The following is an 18,748-nucleotide window of genomic DNA, read 5'->3' on the forward strand; positions in this document are numbered from 1 at the left end:
TCCATGTCCCCGATCTTAGAGGGTGAACTTGTTGTGCGATGCCCTGACGGAGCGGCCGTTGCGCATATGGGCCTTCCTGCCGCCCAGGATGTTGTTGGCGTTGTTGAAGCTGCCGTCGGCGTGGAAGAGTTCTCCGCCGCGGCCCTTGACCGGTGCGCCGCCCTGCAGCTCCATGCCTCCGACGCTGTTGTTCATGCCGCGGACCACTGCACCGATGCCGAGGGAGATCAGCACGGCGCCGATGGCGTTGTTCCGCCACTGCCGGGCGATCAGTTCCCTGGAGCGCATGGTCACTGTCCCGTCCGGCAGGGTCACCGGATAATCACGGAAGGTGGGAACGAACCCGTAGAAGAACAGTGCGGGCGGGAAGAACAGGAACCACAGGTAGGCAGCCGGATTGGCAAGCTGGTCACGAAGGCGGCGGATGGTCAGCGCGAAGACCGGGAACCGCATCACCACGATGAGGGCGAGGAGGAAGAAGGGCAGGTACTGTCCCGGGATCCGGGGCCACAGGGACGGCTGGCCCTCATCGTTGAGCATCTCGGGCGGCAGGATGACGTACCAGTTCAGGACAAGGCTGTTGGCGATCATGATCGTCAGCACCACGAAGGACGTAAAGAAGCCCGAGACGACAGTGTGGGTGAAGTACTCCGCCCTGTTCGAAGTTCCGGTGAAGTCGAACATGCGCCGAATAGGCAGGAAAAGGTAGCGAAGTGCTTTCAAGGGTCCCCCAGTGAGTGTGTGAATCAGGTCAGATCGTAGTGCGTAACGGGGGTGCCGGATGGTTCCGGCACGGTGTCCCGAATCCCATGTGTGCGGCAAACGTGGTAAAGCTTCCGTCTGAGGTTCACCGGAAGGCGGCCGGCCCGGACAGTTTCCGGGGCCGAAACCGACCGATGCAGGCATCTGCTGCACAGGAACCCGATACAGACCACGCGCCTGATGGCGCATCCAAGACGCCGGAACGATAGCCGGCCAGCAACAGGGGGAACACCAATGGCACGAATCGGCTCAGCATCGACCAGCATGAAGTGCTCGTTCTGCGGCAAAGGCCGTGAAGCGGTGCGCAAGCTCGTCTCAGGCCCCGGAGTCTCTGTCTGCGACGAGTGCATCGAGCTGTGCAACGAAATCCTCGAAGAGGAGACTGCAGCCGAAGCCCCCGCCCCTGCAGCACCCGAATTCGAGCTGCCCCGCCCGCGGGAAATCTTCGACCACCTCCAGGAGTACGTCGTTGGCCAGGAGCCGGCCAAGCGCGCCCTGTCGGTGGCCGTCTACAACCACTACAAGCGGATCGGGCTGGGCACCCCCGCGGCCGATGACGAAGGCGCCTTCGAGGGTGTGGAGGTCGGCAAGTCCAACGTCCTGCTCGTGGGCCCGACCGGCTGCGGCAAGACGTACCTGGCACAGACCCTGGCCAAGCGCCTCGACGTCCCGTTCGTCGTGGCGGATGCCACCTCGCTGACCGAGGCCGGCTACGTTGGCGAAGACGTGGAGACGATCCTGCTCAAACTCATCCAGGCTGCCGACGGCGACATCGAGCGCGCCCAGCGCGGGATCATCTACATCGACGAGATCGACAAGATCGCCCGCAAGTCCGAAAACCCCTCGATCACCCGGGACGTCTCCGGTGAAGGCGTGCAGCAGGCCCTGCTGAAGATCATCGAAGGCACCGTCGCCAACGTGCCCCCGCAGGGCGGCCGGAAGCACCCGAACCAGGAACTCATCCAGATCGACACGAAGAACGTCCTGTTCATCGTCGCCGGCGCCTTTGCAGGACTCGAGGGCGTCATCGCGGAACGCTCCGGACGCAAGGGCATCGGGTTCGGCGCAAGCCTTTCCAGCTCCGTCCCGGATGTCTCGCACTCCGACGTCCGGCCCGAGGACCTGGTCAAGTTCGGGCTCATCCCCGAATTCATCGGCCGTCTGCCCATCATCACCGCTGTCAGCCCGCTTGATGACGCCGCCCTCGTGGACATCATGAGCGGGCCCCGCAATGCCCTCGTGAAGCAGTACGGCAAGCTCTTCCACCAGGACGGAGTGGACCTGCGTTTCGAGGACGCCGCGCTGACGGCCATCGCCGGCATGGCACTGGAGCGCGGCACCGGCGCCCGCGGCCTGCGCGCCATCATGGAGGAAGTCCTGATGCCGCTGATGTTCGATCTGCCCGGGCGTGACGACATCGTCTCGGTGACCGTGACCGAAGCCCTCGTGAGCGGAACCGGCGAGGCGGAGCTGGGCCTGCGGCACAAAACGGCGGCCTAACCTGAATGCAGCCTGGGGATTGATCTAACGTTGCTTTCCTGTTGCTTTCGTGACGCCCAGGGTGAAAGATGCGTGCATGGAGACTACCTCCCGCAACGACATTTTCAACGAGGCCATGAGAATGGACTTCCACGACCTGGTCAAGGTACTCAACGAGAACGTTGGCGCTACCGTGGTTCAAACCATGGCCGGAGTCAGGGACCGGACCTCGCCGTACAAATGGGCAAAACCTGACGGTCCACTCCCGGATCGGCCGGAAGTTGTCGCCAGAGTCCGACTGGGATACCGCGTCTGGCGGACCCTTACCCAGTTCGAGGCCCCCAGCGTTGCGCTGGCGTGGCTGATGGGGGCCAACCCGCGGTTAGACGAGGAGATGCCGGTGCTGTACGTCCAGCGCCAGCTCGGCCAGGAGGTTCTCGGCGCCGCTGAAGCCTTCGTGTACGACACCTACGCCCCGTGACAGGGAAAACCTGCAGCCGAACCGGCCTCCACCTCATCAAGGCGGACGGGCAGACAGGATTCCGCGTCACTCAGGACCGTTACCACCCCTTGTCCGCCATGGAGAACAAATACGTTGGCCCACTTCCGACGCCGGAGCCGGGGGCAGCGCTGGTCGACAGGCGCGGTCGATACGACACTGTCGGTTGCACCGTCTACGCGGGGGATTCCGAAATGTGCGCCTATGCCGAAGTGCTCGGCGTCTTCCGGAAGAAACTCGCTGCAGTCGCCGCGGCCGCGGAGTCTATCGGCTGGAAGGTCGATGAGTACGTCAACAAGGTTCTGGAGGATGCGAAGCTCAATGGCGTTGAGCCGCCCTGGGCGATCCCCGCCGCCTGGCAGATGGACCGATCCATCCACGAGCTGTCTCTTCCTTCCAAAGGCTGGTGGGTGCGGATCGACCACCGCGACACGCTCACCGCCTTGGAGCGTCTGACATCGGCCGCTGCTGTCCAGGGCATGGCAGAGGAACTGCAGTTGCTCACAATCGGCTCGATCACGGGTGAAAACCGGGCACTCACCACGCTGCTGGCACAGACCCTGCGGATGCAGACGCTGGAGGACGGCTCTGAACCACTGGGTATTTCATTCGAATCAAAGACCCTGTTCGGTCGCTGCTGGGCCTTCTGGGACCGCAGGGAAGATCTGGGGCTGCCCCCTGGAAGCAACGACCCGCAGGTGGTCACTTCCGGAGGCATCGGCACTGACCCTCACTTCGCCTTCGTTGCCGACTACTACCGGCTCCCCCGCCCGAGCCGATAACCTTTTTGCCCGCCGACTCATCGGCACTCAGCCGGGTGCTACCCTGAATTAGTTCGAAAGTATGTTCTATGCGAGGTGTGCCATGGCAGCTGTATCGGAGGTCAAGCCACTCCCCGGGAACCATCCTGGCCTTGAAATACCGGTCAGCCCCTCTTCGGTTCCGGCCGGGTTTCCGTCGCCGTCCCAGGACTACTACGACGGCGGACTGGACCTGAACAAACACCTGATTTCCGACGCGACTTCCACCTTCATCGTGAGGGTCAGCGGCGACTCCATGACCGGTGCCGGCATCAGCGACGGCGACGAGCTGATCGTGGACAGATCCCTGGAACCGCGGGACGGCAACGTCGTTGTGGCCATCCTCGACGGCGAGCTGACCGTGAAGCGTCTTGTACTGAACAGCCGCGGGGTGGTTCTGCACCCTGAGAACCGGGACTATCCGGACATCGAGATCCCGGAGATCTGCGATCTAGTCGTGTGGGGTGTCGCCACCCGGTGCCTCCATAAGCTCTAGGAGCAGGTGTTGTATCCGCCCGGGCCCCGCATCGCCCTTGTAGATGTCAACAGTGCTTACGTGTCCATGGAGCGTGTTTTCGACCCGAAACTGGCCGGCCGGCCGGTCGTGGTGCTTTCCAATAACGACGGAATGGTGGTCGCCCGCTCAGATGAAGCCAAGGCCCTGGGCATCGAAAACGGTACCCCGTGGTTCAAGCTGGCCGAGGCGGCACCCCGCATGGGCCTGATCCAGCGCAGCAGCAACTATGAGCTTTACGGGGAGATGTCGGCACGCGTCATGAAGCTGCTGGACCGCTACTCATCCTTCACTGAGGTCTATTCGATTGACGAGGCATTCCTGCACATGGCGGGCGAGCCGGTGGACCTGCATTCCCGCGGCCGGGAGATCAAGGCAGCCGTCCTGCGCAACATCGGACTGCCGGTCTGTGTGGGGATCGCGCCCACGAAAACACTGTCCAAGCTGGCGAACCGCATCGCCAAGCAGAACCCGCATCTGGGCGGCGTCTGCAACCTGGACACTATGCCGGCCGGCGCCGTCGACACCATCATGTCGCGGGTGCCCGTCACCGGGCTCTGGGGTGTGGCCTCCAGGATCGGCAAGAAGCTGAACACCCTGGGCATCTACACGATTGCCGACCTGCGCGCCGCTGACCCTGTCATGATCCGCAGCCGGTTCTCCGTCGTCCTGCAGCGCACCGTCCTGGAGCTGAACGGCATCCCGTGCGTGCCCATGGAATCGGAGCGCGCCGACAAGAAACAGATGATCTTCTCCCGGTCCTTCTCCACCCCGGTCACCACCCGCGATGAGATGCGCCAGGTGATGAGCGTTTACGCCCAGAAAGCGGCCGTCCGCCTGGCCAAGGAGAACCAGCTGACACGGATCCTGACCGTCTTCGCCGGCACCTCCCACTTCAACGACAAGGAATCGTCCTTCCCGTCCGCGGCAGCGCACCTGGAAGTACCCACGGCGGATCCGGTTGTCCTCACCAAGGCCGCAGTGGAAACCATGGACGCCCAGATGACCGAAGGGATCCGCTACGCCAGGGCAGGGGTTATGCTCACCGACCTCTCCCCCGCCGGCGCCCAGCCGGTCTTCGAGGAATTCGTCACGACCCACGAGAAGCGCCGCATCGGAGAGCTGCTGGGTAAGGTGACCGACAAGTACGGGTCAGCGTCCATCGGCCTCGGCCTGGCGGGTATGAATTCCGCGCAGCCGGACTGGACGATGACCAGGAAATTCTCCTCCCCGCGCTACACCACGGAGTGGAGCGAACTGCCTGTCGTCAAGGCCGGCTAGGGACGTGAATCCCGCAGAGTCAAATAACCGTGGACCGATTTATCAGGCATAGGTTATTTGACACCAGAGCGATCCTCTGACTGCAGCTGCCTGTGGCATCTACCACTTCTGTCGTCATTTTGCGCAGCCTGGCACTTCTTATAGCGGAACCTTCTGCCTTGCATTCATGCAGGGCCTTCCTCGGATCCATCCCGTCACCATCGGCCTTACGGCTGGACGCCACGGGAACGCCCCCATTTCATGGACATCCCGCACAGGAGTATTGCTTTGCGACCACCAGCATTACCGGACCTCAGGAAGAGTTCCGGTGCCTTTGACCTTCCATCCATCATCACGGGGGTGGTCGTGGTCGGGATCCTGGCCGCCGGCGTCCTCGCCGCCATCTTCGGCGTCATCCCCTTCGCCCAGGACCGCGGAGCCAAACAGGACCTCTCCTCCATCCGAACGGCCGAAGGCGTAGCCAAATCCAAGGACAACCGGTTCATGGACCACGCCGGACTGCTCGACACCGGATACCTGCAGCCCTCCAGCACCGAGAAGACCACGGTCAAAGCAGACGCCAAGGGCACCTGCTACGTCGGGCTGGCCAAATCCGGCACCGGAAAGATCTTCTACTCAACCGACGCCAAAACCGACCCCGAAGTCTTCGAAGCCGATACCGACACCGGCTGCCTCACCCCGGAGGAACTGGCTGAACTGATCGAAGAAGTCGGCGGCATCGAAGCCCCCAAGGGTGCCCCAGAGAATCTGAAGCTCGTGGCCGTTTCCCCGCTGCAGGCCAAGGCCTCCTGGGATCCGGTGAAGAAGGCGTCCGGTTATAAGGTCGAATACCGTGTTGGAGAGGGCGCCTGGATTCTCAAAGAGGCGAAGACTACTGCGACCGCTGTGACTATCTCGGCCCTGCCGGAGGAAACCGTCCATGTCCAGGTCTACGCGGTCACAGGCGAATCCACGTCAGAGCCGTCAACCGCCACGGTCAAGCTTCCCGATTCCGTCCTGAAGAACCCGAGCTTCGAGCAGGGTGCCGAGGGCTGGTACACATCCAACGCCCCCATCAGCAGCGCCAAAGCCCACTTCGGGACAAAGTCCGCCCAGTTCTCGAATTACGGTGAGGTTTCCCAGACGGCCACTGTTCCGGCCGGCAGCCCGGTCCTGACCTACTGGACCACCGGCGCGCCTGAAGTCCACATCAACAACGTCAAGTACACCCCCGCCTCTGCAACTACAGAGTCGGGCTGGGCCCAGTACCGTCTGGATCTTTCCGGTTCAGTCGGCAAGTACGTGACCATCAAGTTCAAAGGCTCCTCCGGCTACCTCGACGATGTGACCCTTGAAGCACCGATGGCTGCCTTCGCCCCGGTATCTACTGCCGCCAGCTCCAACAACAGCACTGCAACCGTGACCTGGGGAACCCCGCTCTTCGCCGGCGGAACCCCCATCACCTCCTACACCGCGACAGCCTGGCTCGGCGGCGAGGAGCAGGCCAGCACCAACGTTGGCCCGGACAATCGCGCAGCCGTCGTCCGCGGACTGAAGGTCGGTACCGAATACACCTTCACAGTGCGTGCGAACAACGCTGTCGGGGAATCAGAGCCCGGGAAAACAGGACCGGTGGAAATCATTGCCGGCGCCGTCTCCAACCCGAGCTTCGAACTCGGAACCCAGGGCTGGCGCAATTACAACGCCACAATTATCAGCACCAGGGCCCACTCCGGGACGAAGTCAGCCGAGTTCTCCACATACGGCGAGGTCTCCCAGACGGTCACTGTCCCTGCCGACAAGCCGGTGCTCACCTACTGGACCACCACCACCCCTGAGATCCACATCAACAACGCCAAGCACATACCGGCCCGGGAAACCACGGACTCTGGCTGGTCCAAGTACCGCCTTGACCTCTCCGCCTCAGCCGGTAAATCCGTAACCCTCCTGTTTAAGAGCAGCGCCGGGCACCTCGACGACGTCACCCTCGAAGCACCGATGGCTGCCTTCGCTCCGGTGTCTGCTGCCGCCAGCTCCCGCAACGGCACTGCGACCGTGACCTGGGGAGCCCCGCTCTTCTCCGGCGGAACGCCCATCACCTCCTACACCGCAACTGCCTGGCTGGACGGTGAGGAGCAGGCCAGCACCAACGTTGGCCCGGACAATCGCGCAGCCGTCGTCCGCGGACTGAAGGTTGGTACCGAATACACCTTCACAGTGCGTGCGAACAACGCTGTCGGGGAATCAGAGCCCGGGAAAACAGGACCGGTGGAAATCATTGCCGGCGCCGTCTCCAACCCGAGCTTCGAACTCGGAACCCAGGGCTGGAGCACTTACAACGCCACAATTATCAGCACCAGGGCCCACTCCGGGACGAAGTCAGCCGAGTTCTCCACATACGGCGACGTCTCCCAGACGGTCACTGTTACTGCCGACAAGCCGGTGTTCACCTACTGGACCACCACCACACCTGAAGTTCGCATCAACGGCGTCAAGTACACACCGGCCCGGGAAACCACGGACTCTGGCTGGTCCCAGTACCGCCTTGACCTCTCCGCTTTGGCTGGTAAATCCGTCGCCCTCCTCTTTGAGAGCAGCGCCGGGCACCTCGACGACGTGACCCTCGAAGCACCGGTAGCTCCGTCTGTGCCTCAGTCTGTATCAGCTGTCTCCGCCAGCGGCACGGCGAAAGTAACTTGGAATGCCCCTGCCTTCTCAGGCGGTGTCCCCGTAACCTCATACACCGTTGCTGCATTGCTGGACGGAAAAGAAGTCACCAACGTCCAGGTCGCAGGCAGCCAGCGTGCCGCCACCCTGGCCAACGTAACTACCGGTGCTTCCTACTCCTTCCGCGTGACCGCCAACAACTCCGTCGGAGCGTCCGTTCCCTCGGCAGTGTTTGGACCTCTCACGATCAATGCCGGGGCTTTCGTCAACCCCGGCTTCGAAGAAGGCACCACCGGGTGGACTGGTTCGGCGATAATCACGACACCACACTCCGGCAAGGGATCAGCATTCCTTCAGTATGCCTCGCTCTCCCAGGTTGTCACGGTCAAGGATGAAGCACCGGTTCTGACGTACTGGTTCTACCGGGCTAACCCTGTGGTCAGCGTCAACGGCAAAATCATATCCACCAAATCGACGGGGGTCGTTTCGGGATCGTGGATCCAGGTGTCGGCAGATCTGTCTGCCTACGCTGGAAGCAACGTGACCCTGATGTTCAAAAACGGCACTGGGTCCGATGTCACCTTCGATGATGTCTCCCTCGAGGCAAAATAGTCCTTAAACCGCGGAACGGCGGCCTCCATTGTGGGGGCCGCCGTTCTTGTCTTCGGACCTAAGCGGCCCGGGTGAGTCCGACTGCGGCCAGCTGCGCGGCGCGCAGGGCTTCGGTCATGGCGGCTTTCAGCTCGGAGTACGGGACGTCCAGCTCTCCGCCAAGTGCGTGCTGGAAAGCGACGATGGCTTCGGCGACGGGTGTGCCGGCGTCTTCCTCGGTGGGACCAGCGGATCTGAGGTGGCCTTCGATTTCTGCGGCTGCCTCATCCACGGGCACTCCCATGCGCTGCAGGGTCAGGCAGGCGACTCCGCCGTTCGCACGCAGCAGGCTCAACAGGATGTGGTCCTCGGTGATGCTGCCGGATTCCAGGGCCAGCGACTCCTTCAGCGCCTGTTCCAGTGCTGCGCGGGCACGGGGCGTGAAAGGGATGTGCCCGCTCGGCGGGATGAGTCCGCGGCCGATCATTTCCACTATGGCTGCGCGGACGCCTTCAATGGTCACGCCGTGGTTGCCGAGCGTGCGGGCACCGGTGCCGGCTCCTTCATGCAGGACGCCGAGCAGCAGGTGTTCGGTGCCGATGTAGTTGTGGTCGAGCATCCGCGCTTCTTCCTGGGCGAAGACGACAACGCGCTTGGCGGAGTGGGTGAACCGATCGAACATATCTCTCCTTGAGAAAAGCCAAGGCACCCCGACGTATCGGAGTGCCTTGGCGGGGTGGTATCTAGGCCAGTGCCGTGCGGACGATGTCGCTGACGGCTTTACCGTCGAAGCGGCCGGCCACCTTGGCGGTAACTACCTTCATGACGGCACCCATGGAGCGCATGTTCACCTTCGTGCCGTCGCCTTCCAGTGCGCTGATCACGCTGGCAACGATTTTCTCGACGTCGGCGCGCTCCAGCGGTTTGGGCAGGTATGCCTCGATGATGACAGCCTCGGCAATCTCAGCAGCGGCGCGGGTGTCCTCTCCGGCTTCGGTGTAGATACGGGCGGTGTCGCGGCGCTTGGCCGCTTCCTTCTGCATCAGGGCAGTCACCTGGGCGTCGTCCAGCTCGACAGGCGTCTTGCCTGACTTCTCGCGGGTGCCGATCTCGCCCAGAACGTTGCGTACGGTGACCAGCTCAAGCTTCCGGCCGGCCTTCATGTGGGCGGTAACGTCAGCCTGCAGTTTCTCTTTCAGGGTCATGGTCTTCACTTTCGTGTTCAGGCCGCCGGCGGGGCGGCTCATGGGTTCGGTCGTCCGGGCCTGCGGGCCAGCGGACCGGGCTTCAGCGGCGAGGGCCGCCATGCCTTCGGATTTGAGCTGGAAAGTCATGGATCTCCTGGATCGGGGATGGCCGGAGGTGCCCGGCTCATCTCCTATGTGTACGGACGGCAGCACCGCGCTCCCCGCAGGGTCGATGCCGCTGTTTGGGTCTCTCAGCTACCCTGGCCGGGATCCTTCCCGGCATATCTGCCGGTTCTTCCCGGGTCTCCCCGCATCGAAAGAAAGCCGATCCATGCCCTCACCTGTCCAGCCGGCCAACACGACCACCGGCCCAGGAAGCTACTGGAGCGGGCCCCTGGGCCGCGCCGGCCAACGCTCTGCGCAGCTGCTGCTGGTGCTCATCCTTGTCGGAGCCGTGGTGTACGGCCTGACCCGGATCACCCTGGTCGTCATCCCCTTACTGCTGGCGCTGATCCTGGCTGCAGCCATTGCACCGTTCGTGAGGTGGCTCCGTGACAAGGGGTGGCCGCGCGCCCTGGCAACCGGGATTTCCTTCCTGCTCCTACTGGGCGTGTTCGGCGGACTGGTCACCGGCATCATCTTTGCCATCCGCGGCGAGTGGGAAAACCTTGCAGGACAGGCCTCCCAGGGGTTCGACGAGTTGTACGCCTTCGTGGAGCACGGTCCGATTCCCGTTGACTCGGCAACCATCGCGGCCGCACGCGAGAGCGCGGTGGACTTCGCCACGAGCAGCACGGCAGGCAGCGGTGCAATGGCCGGCATCAGCGCTGCCACCTCCTTCGTTACCGGATTCGTCCTCATGGCCGTGGTGCTGTTCTATTTCCTGAAGGACGGCGACCGGATCTGGGCCTTCCTTCTGCGCTGGTTCACCGGGGACAAGCTGGAGAAGGCACGCCTTTCAGGCAGCCGCGCCATGGAAGTCCTGGGCGCCTACGTCCGCGGGACCGCCATCGTGGCTGCGGTAGATGCCATCTGTATCGGCGCCGCGCTGTTCATCATGGATGTGCCGCTGGCCCTGCCGCTTTCGGTGATCGTGTTCGTCGGATCCTTCGTCCCGCTGGTGGGCGCCACGGCGGCCGGTGTTCTGGCTGCGCTGATTGCACTGGTTGCCAACGGTCCGGTCGTCGCCCTGATCGTTGTCATCGTCATCGTGGCCGTAAACCAGCTGGAAGGAAACCTGCTTCAGCCGGTGGTCATGGGACGGTCACTGAGCATCCATGCCCTGGTCATTCTCCTGGCACTGACGGTGGGCACCATCCTGGCCGGCATCGTCGGAGCCATCCTGTCAGTGCCGATCGCCGCCGTCGGGTGGGCCGTCATCAAGGTATGGACCGGCGAGGATACGGGCGACGAGACTGATACGGAATCCACTACCGGCGGGACCGAGGGAGAGCCGGACGTGCAGCCGGCCGAGGTTACCGCGGGCGTTACGCCGGTCTGACCGCTTTCCGAAGCGGCAGGCTGAACCTCACGAGGGATGCTCCGGCGTGTGCCAGGATCAGGCAGATGATCAGGTACGCGCCGGCTGCGGTGTGGCTGTTATTGCAAAGGCCTGCTGCCACCGCGACGGCAACTACATCGGCTGTGATTCCCGTGATCTTCAGATTCATGCCGAAATACCCGCAGGCGGAGAAGGCGACAAATGTGCTGACTACGGCCATCCCGGTGAGAGCGATACTCTCCACGACGGTGTTTTCCGGGCTCGGAGCTGCTGCTGCAACGAAGGCCAGCAGGAACATCAGACCTATGAGAAACAGGATGGGCCGCGGCCGGCGGCCGGCTGTTCCGGCGGTGAAGCTGGGCATTGCCATGAGGTACTTTCCGGTGCTGTGACCGGAGGGCTCCGGCTATAGAGCCCGCGACGGGATTCGAACCCGTGACCTTCCCCTTAGGAGGGGGACGCTCTTTCCACTGAGCTACGCAGGCAGGTGCCCGGCAGGTTTCCCTGCCGGGCTTTTGTGGCTAACACCCTCTATGTGTGCGGCTGGCTCAGGAAATCTCACCACCGTCACTCCAGGTCCCGTTCCGGACCCTTACCAGCAGCTTCCCCAGCCCCGTACGGGCCCTTTCACCGGCCAGAGCGTCAGCTGCCTCCCGGTAGCCGTTCCAGCCCGCCAGCGACCCGTGACGGTGCGCATAGCCGACCTTGAGCAGGGAGGGCACCGTGCGGGTATAGGCCGTGATGAACATGGCCGCGGCCGCGGCAAGGATCCCCGCCAGTGCGTATGCACCTGCTTCCGCCGACCCTGCTGCACCGGTCCCGTGGAACTCGGAGGCGACGCAGAGGGACATGAAGAGGCTGCCGGCCGCCAGCGCGGTCAGGCCGCGACGGTAAAGGACACCTTCAGGCGCAGCGTTCCGCCGCAGCGGGACGGATACAGGAAGAATATTCATACCGGATATGTGTGCGGCAGGCACCGCCGGGATACCCGGGGCATGTTCACCAGGTGCCGTTCCTCAGGCCGACCACCCAGCGGCCGAACCTTGTATTGGCCCTTGAGGCTGCTGTTTCGTCAACGGTTTCCCGGTAGGCGCGGTATTCCCCCTCGGTGCCTCCCCGGTGGCGCAGGGCCCACCTGATCTTCGCCACGGCGGGGAACCACGCAAGGTAGGCGTACACGATCAGTACCGGCGGGGACGCCATGACCATCACGGTGAGGATGGATGTCACGGTCTCCGCGCCGGGGAGCAGGAATTTCCCCCACAGCCCGAGGACTACGGCCAGAAGCAGGTAGCCCACCAGGGCGGCCCTGATTTTCTGTCCGGGCGTGGCGCCGCCGAGCCCGAGAACGCGGAGGTCAGGCATCAGACCGACACCTCGGCCTTGATAGCCGGATGCGGGTCGTACCCTTCGATGGTGAAGTCCTTGAGCTCGTAGTCGAAGATGCTCTCCGGCGTCCGGTTCAGCACCAGGTGCGGGTAGGGGCGGGGCTCACGGGAGAGCTGTTCCTTCACCTGGTCAACGTGGTTGAGGTAGATATGGGCGTCGCCGAAGGTGTGGATGAATTCTCCCGGCACCAGGTCTGTCTGGGCGGCCAGCATGTGGGTAAGGATTGCGTAGGAGGCGATGTTGAAAGGCACACCAAGGAACAGGTCCCCGGAGCGCTGGTAGAGCTGGCAGTTCAGCTTCCACGGGTTGCCCTCGGCGTCAGGGGTGACATGCAGCTGGAACATGGTGTGGCACGGCGGCAAGGCCATGTCTGCCAGCTTTCCGACATTCCAGGCGCTGACGATGTGCCGGCGGCTGAACGGATCGTTCATCAGGCCGTCCACGAGGGCTTCGATCTGGTCGATATATCCGCCGCCCTCGGACTCGGGGATGTCCCAGTGGCGCCACTGGTGCGAGTATCCGGGGCCGATGGTGCCATCCTCCAGCTCCCACTCATCCCAGATGTGCACGTTCCGGTCCCGGAGGCTGGACACCCGGGTGTCCCCCGAGAGGAACCAGAGCAGCTCCTCGATGATGCCGCGCGTGAAGACCTTCTTGGTGGTGAGCAGCGGGAAGCCGTCGGCGAGGTCGAAGCGGATCTGGCGGCCGAAGACGCCGATGGTTCCGGTCCCCGTCCGGTCCGCACGCCGCGAGCCGTTCTCCAGGACGTCGCGCAGGAGATCTTCGTAGGGTGTTGCTACGGGTGTGGTTGGTGCGGGCATTGCGGACCTTTCGGGTTTGGAAGGCCGCCGCGGGATAGACGGCCTGTTGTTTCTATGCGTTCGCGGTCCTGACGGCTATTTCTGGAGCATGACCGTGCGCAGGTCCAGACGCCGCAGCACCCGGTCGGCGGTCTCGGGGTCCACACCCACTTCGTTGCGGGCCAGCAGGATTTCCTGGCGTGCAGCGTCAAGGGCGATGGTCCGGATGGCCACAGCCGAGTCGTGGCGTACTTTGACGGCCCCCTTCTTGTCGTGCGGAACCGGTACGTCGATCACGAGGTCTTCGCTGAGCCGTTTGATGCCGCGCGTGATCGCTTCCTGACGCTGGGCGGGAAGGTCATGCAGGAACGGCACCTCGTGCAGGGCTGCCAGTGCGGCATCTTCCGCCCTCTGCGCCAGGATCTTCTCCTCCTCGTGCTCGGCGGCCGGGGACTCCTGCGCTTTCAGGCGGCGCATCAGCCACGGGAGGGTGAAGCCGGGAAGGACAAGGGTGGCGAAGAGGACGCACACGGCAGTGACGATGATCTGGTCGCGGGCCGGGAACGGGGATCCGTCGGCCGTCACTTCGGGAAGTGCCAGGGCGAGGGCAAGTGTTGCCAGGCCGCGCATTCCGCACCAGGTCAGGATGACGACGTCCTTGACCCCTCCGGGAGGCAGCCCGTCGCCGCGGCGGCGGTTGCCGGGGATGAGCAGGCTCAGCCAGGCGGCACGGACGAGGATGACGACGGCGCAGATGATTCCGGCCTGCCCGAGCATCGGGAAGATGTCGTTGCCGGTCTCCTGGATGACTGCACGGGCTTCGAGTCCGATCAGGCCGAAGGCAATGCCGGTCGCCAGCAGCTCCACGACGTCCCAGAACGAGCTTGAGGTAATCCGCTCGGCAGCGTCGTGCGGCCGGGCCCGGCGCTTCATTTCCAGTGCGGCGACCACCACGGCGATGACACCCGAGGCGTGGAACTCCTCGGCAGCAATGTAGACGGCGAAGGGCAGGATGAGCGTCACTGCGGAGCGGGCCGTCGAAGACTCGATGAAGTGCATCAGCTTCTTTGCGGCCCAGGCCATGGCAAAGCCCAGGATGACGGCAATCGCAGCACCGGCAATGAATTTCACTGCCAGCCATGCGTTGATTTCGCTTCCGTGGACGGCGGCAGCAACGGCGGTCTGGAAGATCACGATGGCTGCAGCGTCGTTGAAGAGGCCCTCGGACTGCATCACGGTCATCAGGCGGCGGGGCATGTGGACACGGCCGGCCACGGATTCGACGGCTACAGGATCCGGAGGGGCGACCATGGCACCGAGGGCGATGGCGGCGGGGATGCCGATTCCGGGGATGAGCACCCAGGCGGCGCCGGCGACAAGAGCCGTGGTGACGACAACCAGCGCGATGGAGAGCAGGACAACGGAACGCCAGCGGATGCGGAAGACCGACCAGGATGTCTTCTTTGCGGTCGCGTACAGCAGCGGCGGCAGGAACAGCGGCAGGATAAGTTCGGCCGGCAGCTCCAGGTGCGGGATGCCGGGCACGAAGGCAACCCCGAGGGCGATGAGGACCATGATGACGGGGTACGGCAGTTTCAGGCGGTCCCCGAGGCCGACGGCGATGACGGTGGCCAGGAGGAGCCCGATGACGAGGGCAAGCTGATGCAAGGGTTTTCCTATGTTCGGGGGCGGCGGACGGCCGCAGCCGGGGGCTGGAGGTTAGCGGCCTGTGGAAGGCGGGACGTCAGCAGCCGGACGGACCTGAGCGCGTTCCTGCAACGCATCGGGGTCCCGGGCGTCGGGAATGGTGAATGCTGTGGCCATGCTGTCCTCCATAGAGCGGCAGTGATGCTCTCTATGTGTGCGGACAGGGCGGGGAATATCCCCGCGTGAGAGCCCCCAGCGGGATTCGAACCCGCGGCACCCGGATTAGAAGTCCGGTGCTCTGTCCATCTGAGCTATGGAGGCGTTGGCGGCACTGGGCCGTCCCGGACCGGCTTCTACGCAGCCTTCGCCGCGGCAGCCGCTTCGGCATCGGCGCGTTCATCATTGATGGTCCACACCCAGCAGGGGGTTTCCGCGCAGAGGTGTCCTTCGCCGGAGAAGTCGTAGGTCTTCGGGTGGATCTTGCCCAGGATGAGGACGAGCTTCCCCGAGCCGATGGTGCGGATCTGGCCCTGGGGTGTGAATTTCAGGAACGGGAACGTAACCCGCAGGAATGAACGGCTCTTGGGCCTGAGGTCGTCATGGCGCTCGGCCAGTTCACCGAGGGTCATGGCCATTGCACCGGTGGGGGCGTAATCCGGACGCGGCATTGATTCAGGCATGGAGTGCTCCTTACAGGACGGGGATGTGTGTTCAGAACCTATGTGTGCGGCAAAGGTCCTTCTTCTCATCGCCCGCGGGCACCTGCGTTCTCACCAGACGTGCAGTGAGGGATGCTTTTCGTCCGTGTCGGTGAAGTTACGGGTGAGCATGAGCCCTCCCCCTACGTGCCCGAAGCCGTATCTCTCCCAATGCGCACGCAGTGCTGCCCTGCCCCTGGCGTAGGCCGCGTCAGCATCCGGTCCTGTTCCCCTGACGACGGGAGCTGCGTTGATGGCTACCAGGGATCCGGCACGGCCCATGACCGAACGGATGGAGTCCATGACCGTGTAACTGAGGTTCCGCCCCCGGAAGCTCGGTTCGATATTCAGGCTCGAGACAATAATGAGGTTGTTGTCCCATGCCCCTTCCTGATATTCGACGAGCGTCTCGACGGGGGTTCGGAGGTACAGGTCGGCAAAGTCCTGCAGCTCCGGGACGTCGAAGACCTCCATAGGTGCCCGGCTGGCTTCAGGGAGCAGGTGGATGACAGCGTGGGCGACGCGCCGCCCCTTGGGCAGCAGGTACCCGTGCGCGACGTCGGCAGTGACGTCCAAAGTGGTCCTGCTTGCAGCAGGGGTGCCGCCGGGGCCGATGAACGGGGACTTCTGGAAATGCAGGTGGTAGTCGTAAATGAGCTGGTCGACTGTAAGGGGGATTATGGCGGGTCACCTGTCCAAGGAGGGGAAACAGTGGATAGTGGTGTCGTCAGATTGCTGTTATGCGAGCTAAGTGGATGTCAACTTTACCGGCAAAATAAGCCAACTGAGTAATCCCCTGCGGCCCTTCCGCTCACCTTTACCTGTGGAGGAATTTGGGGTCCACGCGGCGTACGCCGGCGGCAGCTTCGGGGTGGCCGGCAGCCAGTGGAGAAGTGTGCCTCCGGGCAGCATGAGGCCCTGTCAGGTTGCCCGATGCAGCCGTGCAGGGATCGCCCGGCGCCGCGCCGCAGGATGCACAGCTGCGCGACTCCATATCGGCGAGCAGTTCGTCGTGCAATTCCTGCCCTTCGGCCCTGCTCTGTTCGCGCGCTTCCATTTTCTGCTTGTCGGCAATGAGAGCAGGGAGGGGCTTCAGCTCCTGTATGGCAGCGCTGTACGTTGTGGTCTCTTCCGGGGCAAGCCCTCCTGCTGTCTTTGCCAGGCTGAGGATCTGCAGCGGCGAAAGGACCGGGCCTCCGCGGGCTTCGGTCCAGGGCTCCTCGCCGTCACCGAACTTCAAGGCCAGCGGGACCCCCGAATTGATGCTCTGTGCCGCCTCGGAGAGGGCGCGGGCGGTTCTTTCCAGCATCTGGGTGGCGTACTCGACGTCCCTGTATACAGGCCGCAGGTTCATCGGTGTCATGCACCCGGTGAGGGCCTGGAGGAAGTCGGCTGCAGCTTCTGCTGCCCGGTGCCCGGCAGCGGCCACCTCCGCTGCGGTCTTCGGCTCGATCCCGTCACCGGAAGTGTCATAGATGTCGGCAGGTCCGTGCTCGGCAGCCATAACCGGCCCCTTCCAGTTCAGTGCCCGGGTCCGGGCTGTCAGTGCGGGCGAGGGGAATCGAACCCTTCCGCCGGGCAGGGTGCGGCAGCGCCCCGCCGGTCGATAATTTCTTATCGGGAGTCTCCAGACTCCATGCCCGCGTCCATTCCTTTAACGTGAGGCTTGGAAGCCTCCCCTGCCGGGGGTAGCCACCGCACGCGGCACTGTCGCAGCTCAGGCGCCGATGTCATTTGATCTGCCGGCTCCCATCAGGTAATTACCCCCGATGCCGGCGGGCAGCAGTCATCAGAGTTGCTGCCGGCGTGGACTGTCCGGAGTTGAACCGGTCCGCGGGATGCGGATCCTTGAGTCCTGACCGGATTATTCCGGCCTCGAACCCTATGTGTGCGGACGGTCCTGGTTCTCTCCACAGGCCGGCGTGGGAAGGCTGCAGCCTCACAGCCTTCCCGCAACCCGGTCACTCGCCGATCAGGCTCGTCACCCGGATATGGCTGACTTTCCATTCCCCGTCGGATGCCAGCTTCATCTCAATCCGGTATTCGGCCTCGTCGGATTCAATGCTGTCGCTCCCGTTATGGGTCGCACGGAGCGAGTAGGACACCTGCCCCCTGAAGGTAAGCAGACCCATATCCGCCTGCCCCGGCTCATAACCGGAAAGGAAGATCTCGCCGGGGATGATGCTGCGGTTCACCATCCTCATCTTGTCCTCGCCGTACTGGTATTCGAAGGGGCTTTCCTGCTTCCAGTCGGAAGTGCCGCTCGGGTCTCCGTTAGGCCAGCCGTTCAGGGCCAGCCGCTCCGGCGTCATCGTCGCCATGTACGTGATGGAGTTGTCCATTGAGAACTCCACATCGTCGGCAAAATGGTCCTTGTTTGCGGCAACCCATTCGTCCCAGGCCTTCTGGCTTTCGCCGTTCCTCGGGGCGCGCAGCGTGCTGTCTATTCCTTCGGTGGCCAGGAAGCGCATGGCAACCGCCTGTGCCTGTGTCACCTGCTCCTCAGTGAGTCCCGCGTCCCAGACTTCAGGGTCCACGAGGTTCCGGGAAAACGTAAGTGCAGGATCGTCATCGGCGATAGTGGACTGAAGGTAGGAACCGTATCCATCGTTTTTCACCCCGTTGTCCGGGAACAGATTCACCGACTCCCCGTCTGCGCCTACGCCGGCAAACCCTTCAGGTGCCGTCTGCTCGGCCTGCGCCGGCTCATCAACCTTTTCGGGAGAGGCAGCACAGCCGCCCACCAGCAGCGGAATGGCCAGTGCAATGCCAAGCGCAGACCTCCAGCGGGCCCTCTTTGAGACAAATTCCATTAAGATTTTCCTTCCATCGGGCGGAATGCCCGCCCCCCATCTGCAGATCGCAGGATCGACAGTCTAGCGGGGCCGTCCCGGTCACCACGCCTCAAATATCCTGCGGTCCGCTGCGCGCCTATCAACAGCACACGCGCCGGC

General features: G+C 63.6%; 19 protein-coding genes, 2 tRNA genes and 1 pseudogene. 7 read left to right on the forward strand and 15 right to left on the reverse strand.

Features of this window, described 5'->3' with window-relative positions:
- Window positions 1–15: 15 nt before the first annotated feature.
- The gene (locus N2K99_RS17610; protein ID WP_260554937.1) at window positions 16–723 is read right to left on the reverse strand and encodes a hypothetical protein; all 708 of its coding nucleotides are present in this window, start codon (window positions 721–723) and stop codon (window positions 16–18) included.
- Between the two features lie 273 nt (window positions 724–996).
- Here N2K99_RS17610 and clpX point away from each other — a divergent pair, with 273 nt between their 5' ends.
- The 6 genes from clpX (at window position 997) to N2K99_RS17640 (ending at window position 8,593) form a co-directional block, all read left to right on the forward strand.
- The gene (clpX, locus tag N2K99_RS17615; protein WP_227934319.1) at window positions 997–2,262 is read left to right on the forward strand and encodes an ATP-dependent Clp protease ATP-binding subunit ClpX; all 1,266 of its coding nucleotides are present in this window, start codon (window positions 997–999) and stop codon (window positions 2,260–2,262) included.
- A gap of 76 nt (window positions 2,263–2,338) precedes the next feature.
- On the forward strand, window positions 2,339–2,722 hold the full coding sequence (locus tag N2K99_RS17620) for a hypothetical protein (RefSeq protein ID WP_227934318.1): 384 nt from the start codon (window positions 2,339–2,341) through the stop codon (window positions 2,720–2,722).
- The gene (locus N2K99_RS17625) at window positions 2,719–3,522 is read left to right on the forward strand and encodes a hypothetical protein (RefSeq protein ID WP_227934317.1); all 804 of its coding nucleotides are present in this window, start codon (window positions 2,719–2,721) and stop codon (window positions 3,520–3,522) included. Before N2K99_RS17620 ends, N2K99_RS17625 begins: the two co-directional genes overlap by 4 nt.
- An 82-nt stretch (window positions 3,523–3,604) precedes the next feature.
- Window positions 3,605–4,036, forward strand: coding sequence for a LexA family transcriptional regulator (locus N2K99_RS17630; RefSeq protein WP_227934316.1), 432 nt, complete (start codon window positions 3,605–3,607; stop codon window positions 4,034–4,036).
- Between the two features lie 6 nt (window positions 4,037–4,042).
- Window positions 4,043–5,335, forward strand: coding sequence for a Y-family DNA polymerase (locus N2K99_RS17635; RefSeq protein ID WP_227934315.1), 1,293 nt, complete (start codon window positions 4,043–4,045; stop codon window positions 5,333–5,335).
- 267 nt (window positions 5,336–5,602) lie between these two features.
- Entirely contained in the window at window positions 5,603–8,593 is a 2,991-nt protein-coding gene (locus N2K99_RS17640; RefSeq protein WP_227934314.1) for a fibronectin type III domain-containing protein, read from the forward strand.
- A gap of 58 nt (window positions 8,594–8,651) precedes the next feature.
- Here the strand turns inward: N2K99_RS17640 and N2K99_RS17645 are convergent, their stop codons facing one another.
- Entirely contained in the window at window positions 8,652–9,254 is a 603-nt protein-coding gene (locus tag N2K99_RS17645; protein ID WP_227934313.1) for a Clp protease N-terminal domain-containing protein, read from the reverse strand.
- A 61-nt stretch (window positions 9,255–9,315) separates the two neighbouring features.
- Window positions 9,316–9,777 carry a GatB/YqeY domain-containing protein gene (locus N2K99_RS17650; RefSeq protein WP_227934512.1) on the reverse strand — a complete coding sequence of 154 codons (462 nt, stop codon included), beginning with the start codon at window positions 9,775–9,777 and terminating at the stop codon, window positions 9,316–9,318.
- Between the two features lie 313 nt (window positions 9,778–10,090).
- Here N2K99_RS17650 and N2K99_RS17655 point away from each other — a divergent pair, with 313 nt between their 5' ends.
- Window positions 10,091–11,260: an AI-2E family transporter gene (locus N2K99_RS17655; RefSeq protein ID WP_227934312.1), complete on the forward strand. Its 1,170-nt coding sequence runs from the start codon at window positions 10,091–10,093 to the stop codon at window positions 11,258–11,260.
- Here N2K99_RS17655 and N2K99_RS17660 read toward each other — a convergent pair.
- The 12 genes and pseudogenes from N2K99_RS17660 to N2K99_RS17715 all read right to left on the reverse strand — a co-directional run bounded on the left by N2K99_RS17660 (window position 11,247) and on the right by N2K99_RS17715 (window position 18,607).
- Window positions 11,247–11,630: a hypothetical protein gene (locus N2K99_RS17660; protein ID WP_227934311.1), complete on the reverse strand. Its 384-nt coding sequence runs from the start codon at window positions 11,628–11,630 to the stop codon at window positions 11,247–11,249. The genes N2K99_RS17655 and N2K99_RS17660 overlap by 14 nt on opposite strands.
- A gap of 42 nt (window positions 11,631–11,672) precedes the next feature.
- A tRNA-Arg gene (locus tag N2K99_RS17665) sits at window positions 11,673–11,745 on the reverse strand.
- Between the two features lie 63 nt (window positions 11,746–11,808).
- Window positions 11,809–12,213 (reverse strand): hypothetical protein, encoded by a 405-nt coding sequence (locus N2K99_RS17670; protein ID WP_227934310.1) that lies wholly within the window; start codon window positions 12,211–12,213, stop codon window positions 11,809–11,811.
- A gap of 46 nt (window positions 12,214–12,259) precedes the next feature.
- Window positions 12,260–12,625, reverse strand: a complete 366-nt coding sequence (locus N2K99_RS17675) for a hypothetical protein (RefSeq protein ID WP_227934309.1) — start codon at window positions 12,623–12,625, stop codon at window positions 12,260–12,262.
- Window positions 12,625–13,470, reverse strand: coding sequence for a thymidylate synthase (locus N2K99_RS17680; protein ID WP_227934308.1), 846 nt, complete (start codon window positions 13,468–13,470; stop codon window positions 12,625–12,627). The genes N2K99_RS17675 and N2K99_RS17680 overlap by 1 nt, the downstream gene beginning before the upstream one ends.
- A gap of 75 nt (window positions 13,471–13,545) precedes the next feature.
- The gene (locus tag N2K99_RS17685; protein WP_227934307.1) at window positions 13,546–15,117 is read right to left on the reverse strand and encodes a Na+/H+ antiporter; all 1,572 of its coding nucleotides are present in this window, start codon (window positions 15,115–15,117) and stop codon (window positions 13,546–13,548) included.
- Window positions 15,118–15,343: 226 nt separating this feature from the next.
- Window positions 15,344–15,417: transfer RNA gene (locus tag N2K99_RS17690), tRNA-Arg, on the reverse strand.
- A gap of 32 nt (window positions 15,418–15,449) precedes the next feature.
- Window positions 15,450–15,776 (reverse strand): hypothetical protein, encoded by a 327-nt coding sequence (locus N2K99_RS17695; RefSeq protein WP_227934306.1) that lies wholly within the window; start codon window positions 15,774–15,776, stop codon window positions 15,450–15,452.
- Between the two features lie 90 nt (window positions 15,777–15,866).
- A complete protein-coding gene (locus tag N2K99_RS17700) occupies window positions 15,867–16,370 on the reverse strand; it encodes a hypothetical protein (protein WP_227934305.1) in 504 nt (167 codons plus the stop codon).
- A gap of 241 nt (window positions 16,371–16,611) precedes the next feature.
- Window positions 16,612–17,298 (reverse strand): hypothetical protein, encoded by a 687-nt coding sequence (locus N2K99_RS17705; RefSeq protein WP_227934304.1) that lies wholly within the window; start codon window positions 17,296–17,298, stop codon window positions 16,612–16,614.
- Between the two features lie 42 nt (window positions 17,299–17,340).
- Window positions 17,341–17,438 (reverse strand): annotated as a pseudogene (locus tag N2K99_RS17710).
- 317 nt (window positions 17,439–17,755) lie between these two features.
- On the reverse strand, window positions 17,756–18,607 hold the full coding sequence (locus N2K99_RS17715; RefSeq protein WP_227934303.1) for a hypothetical protein: 852 nt from the start codon (window positions 18,605–18,607) through the stop codon (window positions 17,756–17,758).
- Window positions 18,608–18,748 lie beyond the last annotated feature (141 nt).

The organism is Arthrobacter sp. zg-Y1110 (assembly GCF_025244865.1).
In the GTDB taxonomy this organism is placed as follows: domain Bacteria; phylum Actinomycetota; class Actinomycetes; order Actinomycetales; family Micrococcaceae; genus Arthrobacter_B.

Bases quoted from the DNA above. Each gene is read 5' to 3' on its own strand.
- clpX (WP_227934319.1), top strand. From the start codon at position 997: ATGGCACGAATCGGCTCAGCATCGACCAGCATGAAGTGCTCGTTCTGC.
- N2K99_RS17620 (WP_227934318.1), top strand. From the start codon at position 2,339: ATGGAGACTACCTCCCGCAACGACATTTTCAACGAGGCCATGAGAATG.
- N2K99_RS17630 (WP_227934316.1), top strand. From the start codon at position 3,605: ATGGCAGCTGTATCGGAGGTCAAGCCACTCCCCGGGAACCATCCTGGC.
- N2K99_RS17645 (WP_227934313.1), bottom strand. From the start codon at position 9,254: ATGTTCGATCGGTTCACCCACTCCGCCAAGCGCGTTGTCGTCTTCGCC.
- N2K99_RS17650 (WP_227934512.1), bottom strand. From the start codon at position 9,777: ATGACCCTGAAAGAGAAACTGCAGGCTGACGTTACCGCCCACATGAAG.
- N2K99_RS17655 (WP_227934312.1), top strand. From the start codon at position 10,091: ATGCCCTCACCTGTCCAGCCGGCCAACACGACCACCGGCCCAGGAAGC.
- N2K99_RS17660 (WP_227934311.1), bottom strand. From the start codon at position 11,630: ATGGCAATGCCCAGCTTCACCGCCGGAACAGCCGGCCGCCGGCCGCGG.
- N2K99_RS17670 (WP_227934310.1), bottom strand. From the start codon at position 12,213: ATGAATATTCTTCCTGTATCCGTCCCGCTGCGGCGGAACGCTGCGCCT.
- N2K99_RS17675 (WP_227934309.1), bottom strand. From the start codon at position 12,625: ATGCCTGACCTCCGCGTTCTCGGGCTCGGCGGCGCCACGCCCGGACAG.
- N2K99_RS17680 (WP_227934308.1), bottom strand. From the start codon at position 13,470: ATGCCCGCACCAACCACACCCGTAGCAACACCCTACGAAGATCTCCTG.
- N2K99_RS17695 (WP_227934306.1), bottom strand. From the start codon at position 15,776: ATGCCTGAATCAATGCCGCGTCCGGATTACGCCCCCACCGGTGCAATG.
- N2K99_RS17705 (WP_227934304.1), bottom strand. From the start codon at position 17,298: ATGGCTGCCGAGCACGGACCTGCCGACATCTATGACACTTCCGGTGAC.
- N2K99_RS17715 (WP_227934303.1), bottom strand. From the start codon at position 18,607: ATGGAATTTGTCTCAAAGAGGGCCCGCTGGAGGTCTGCGCTTGGCATT.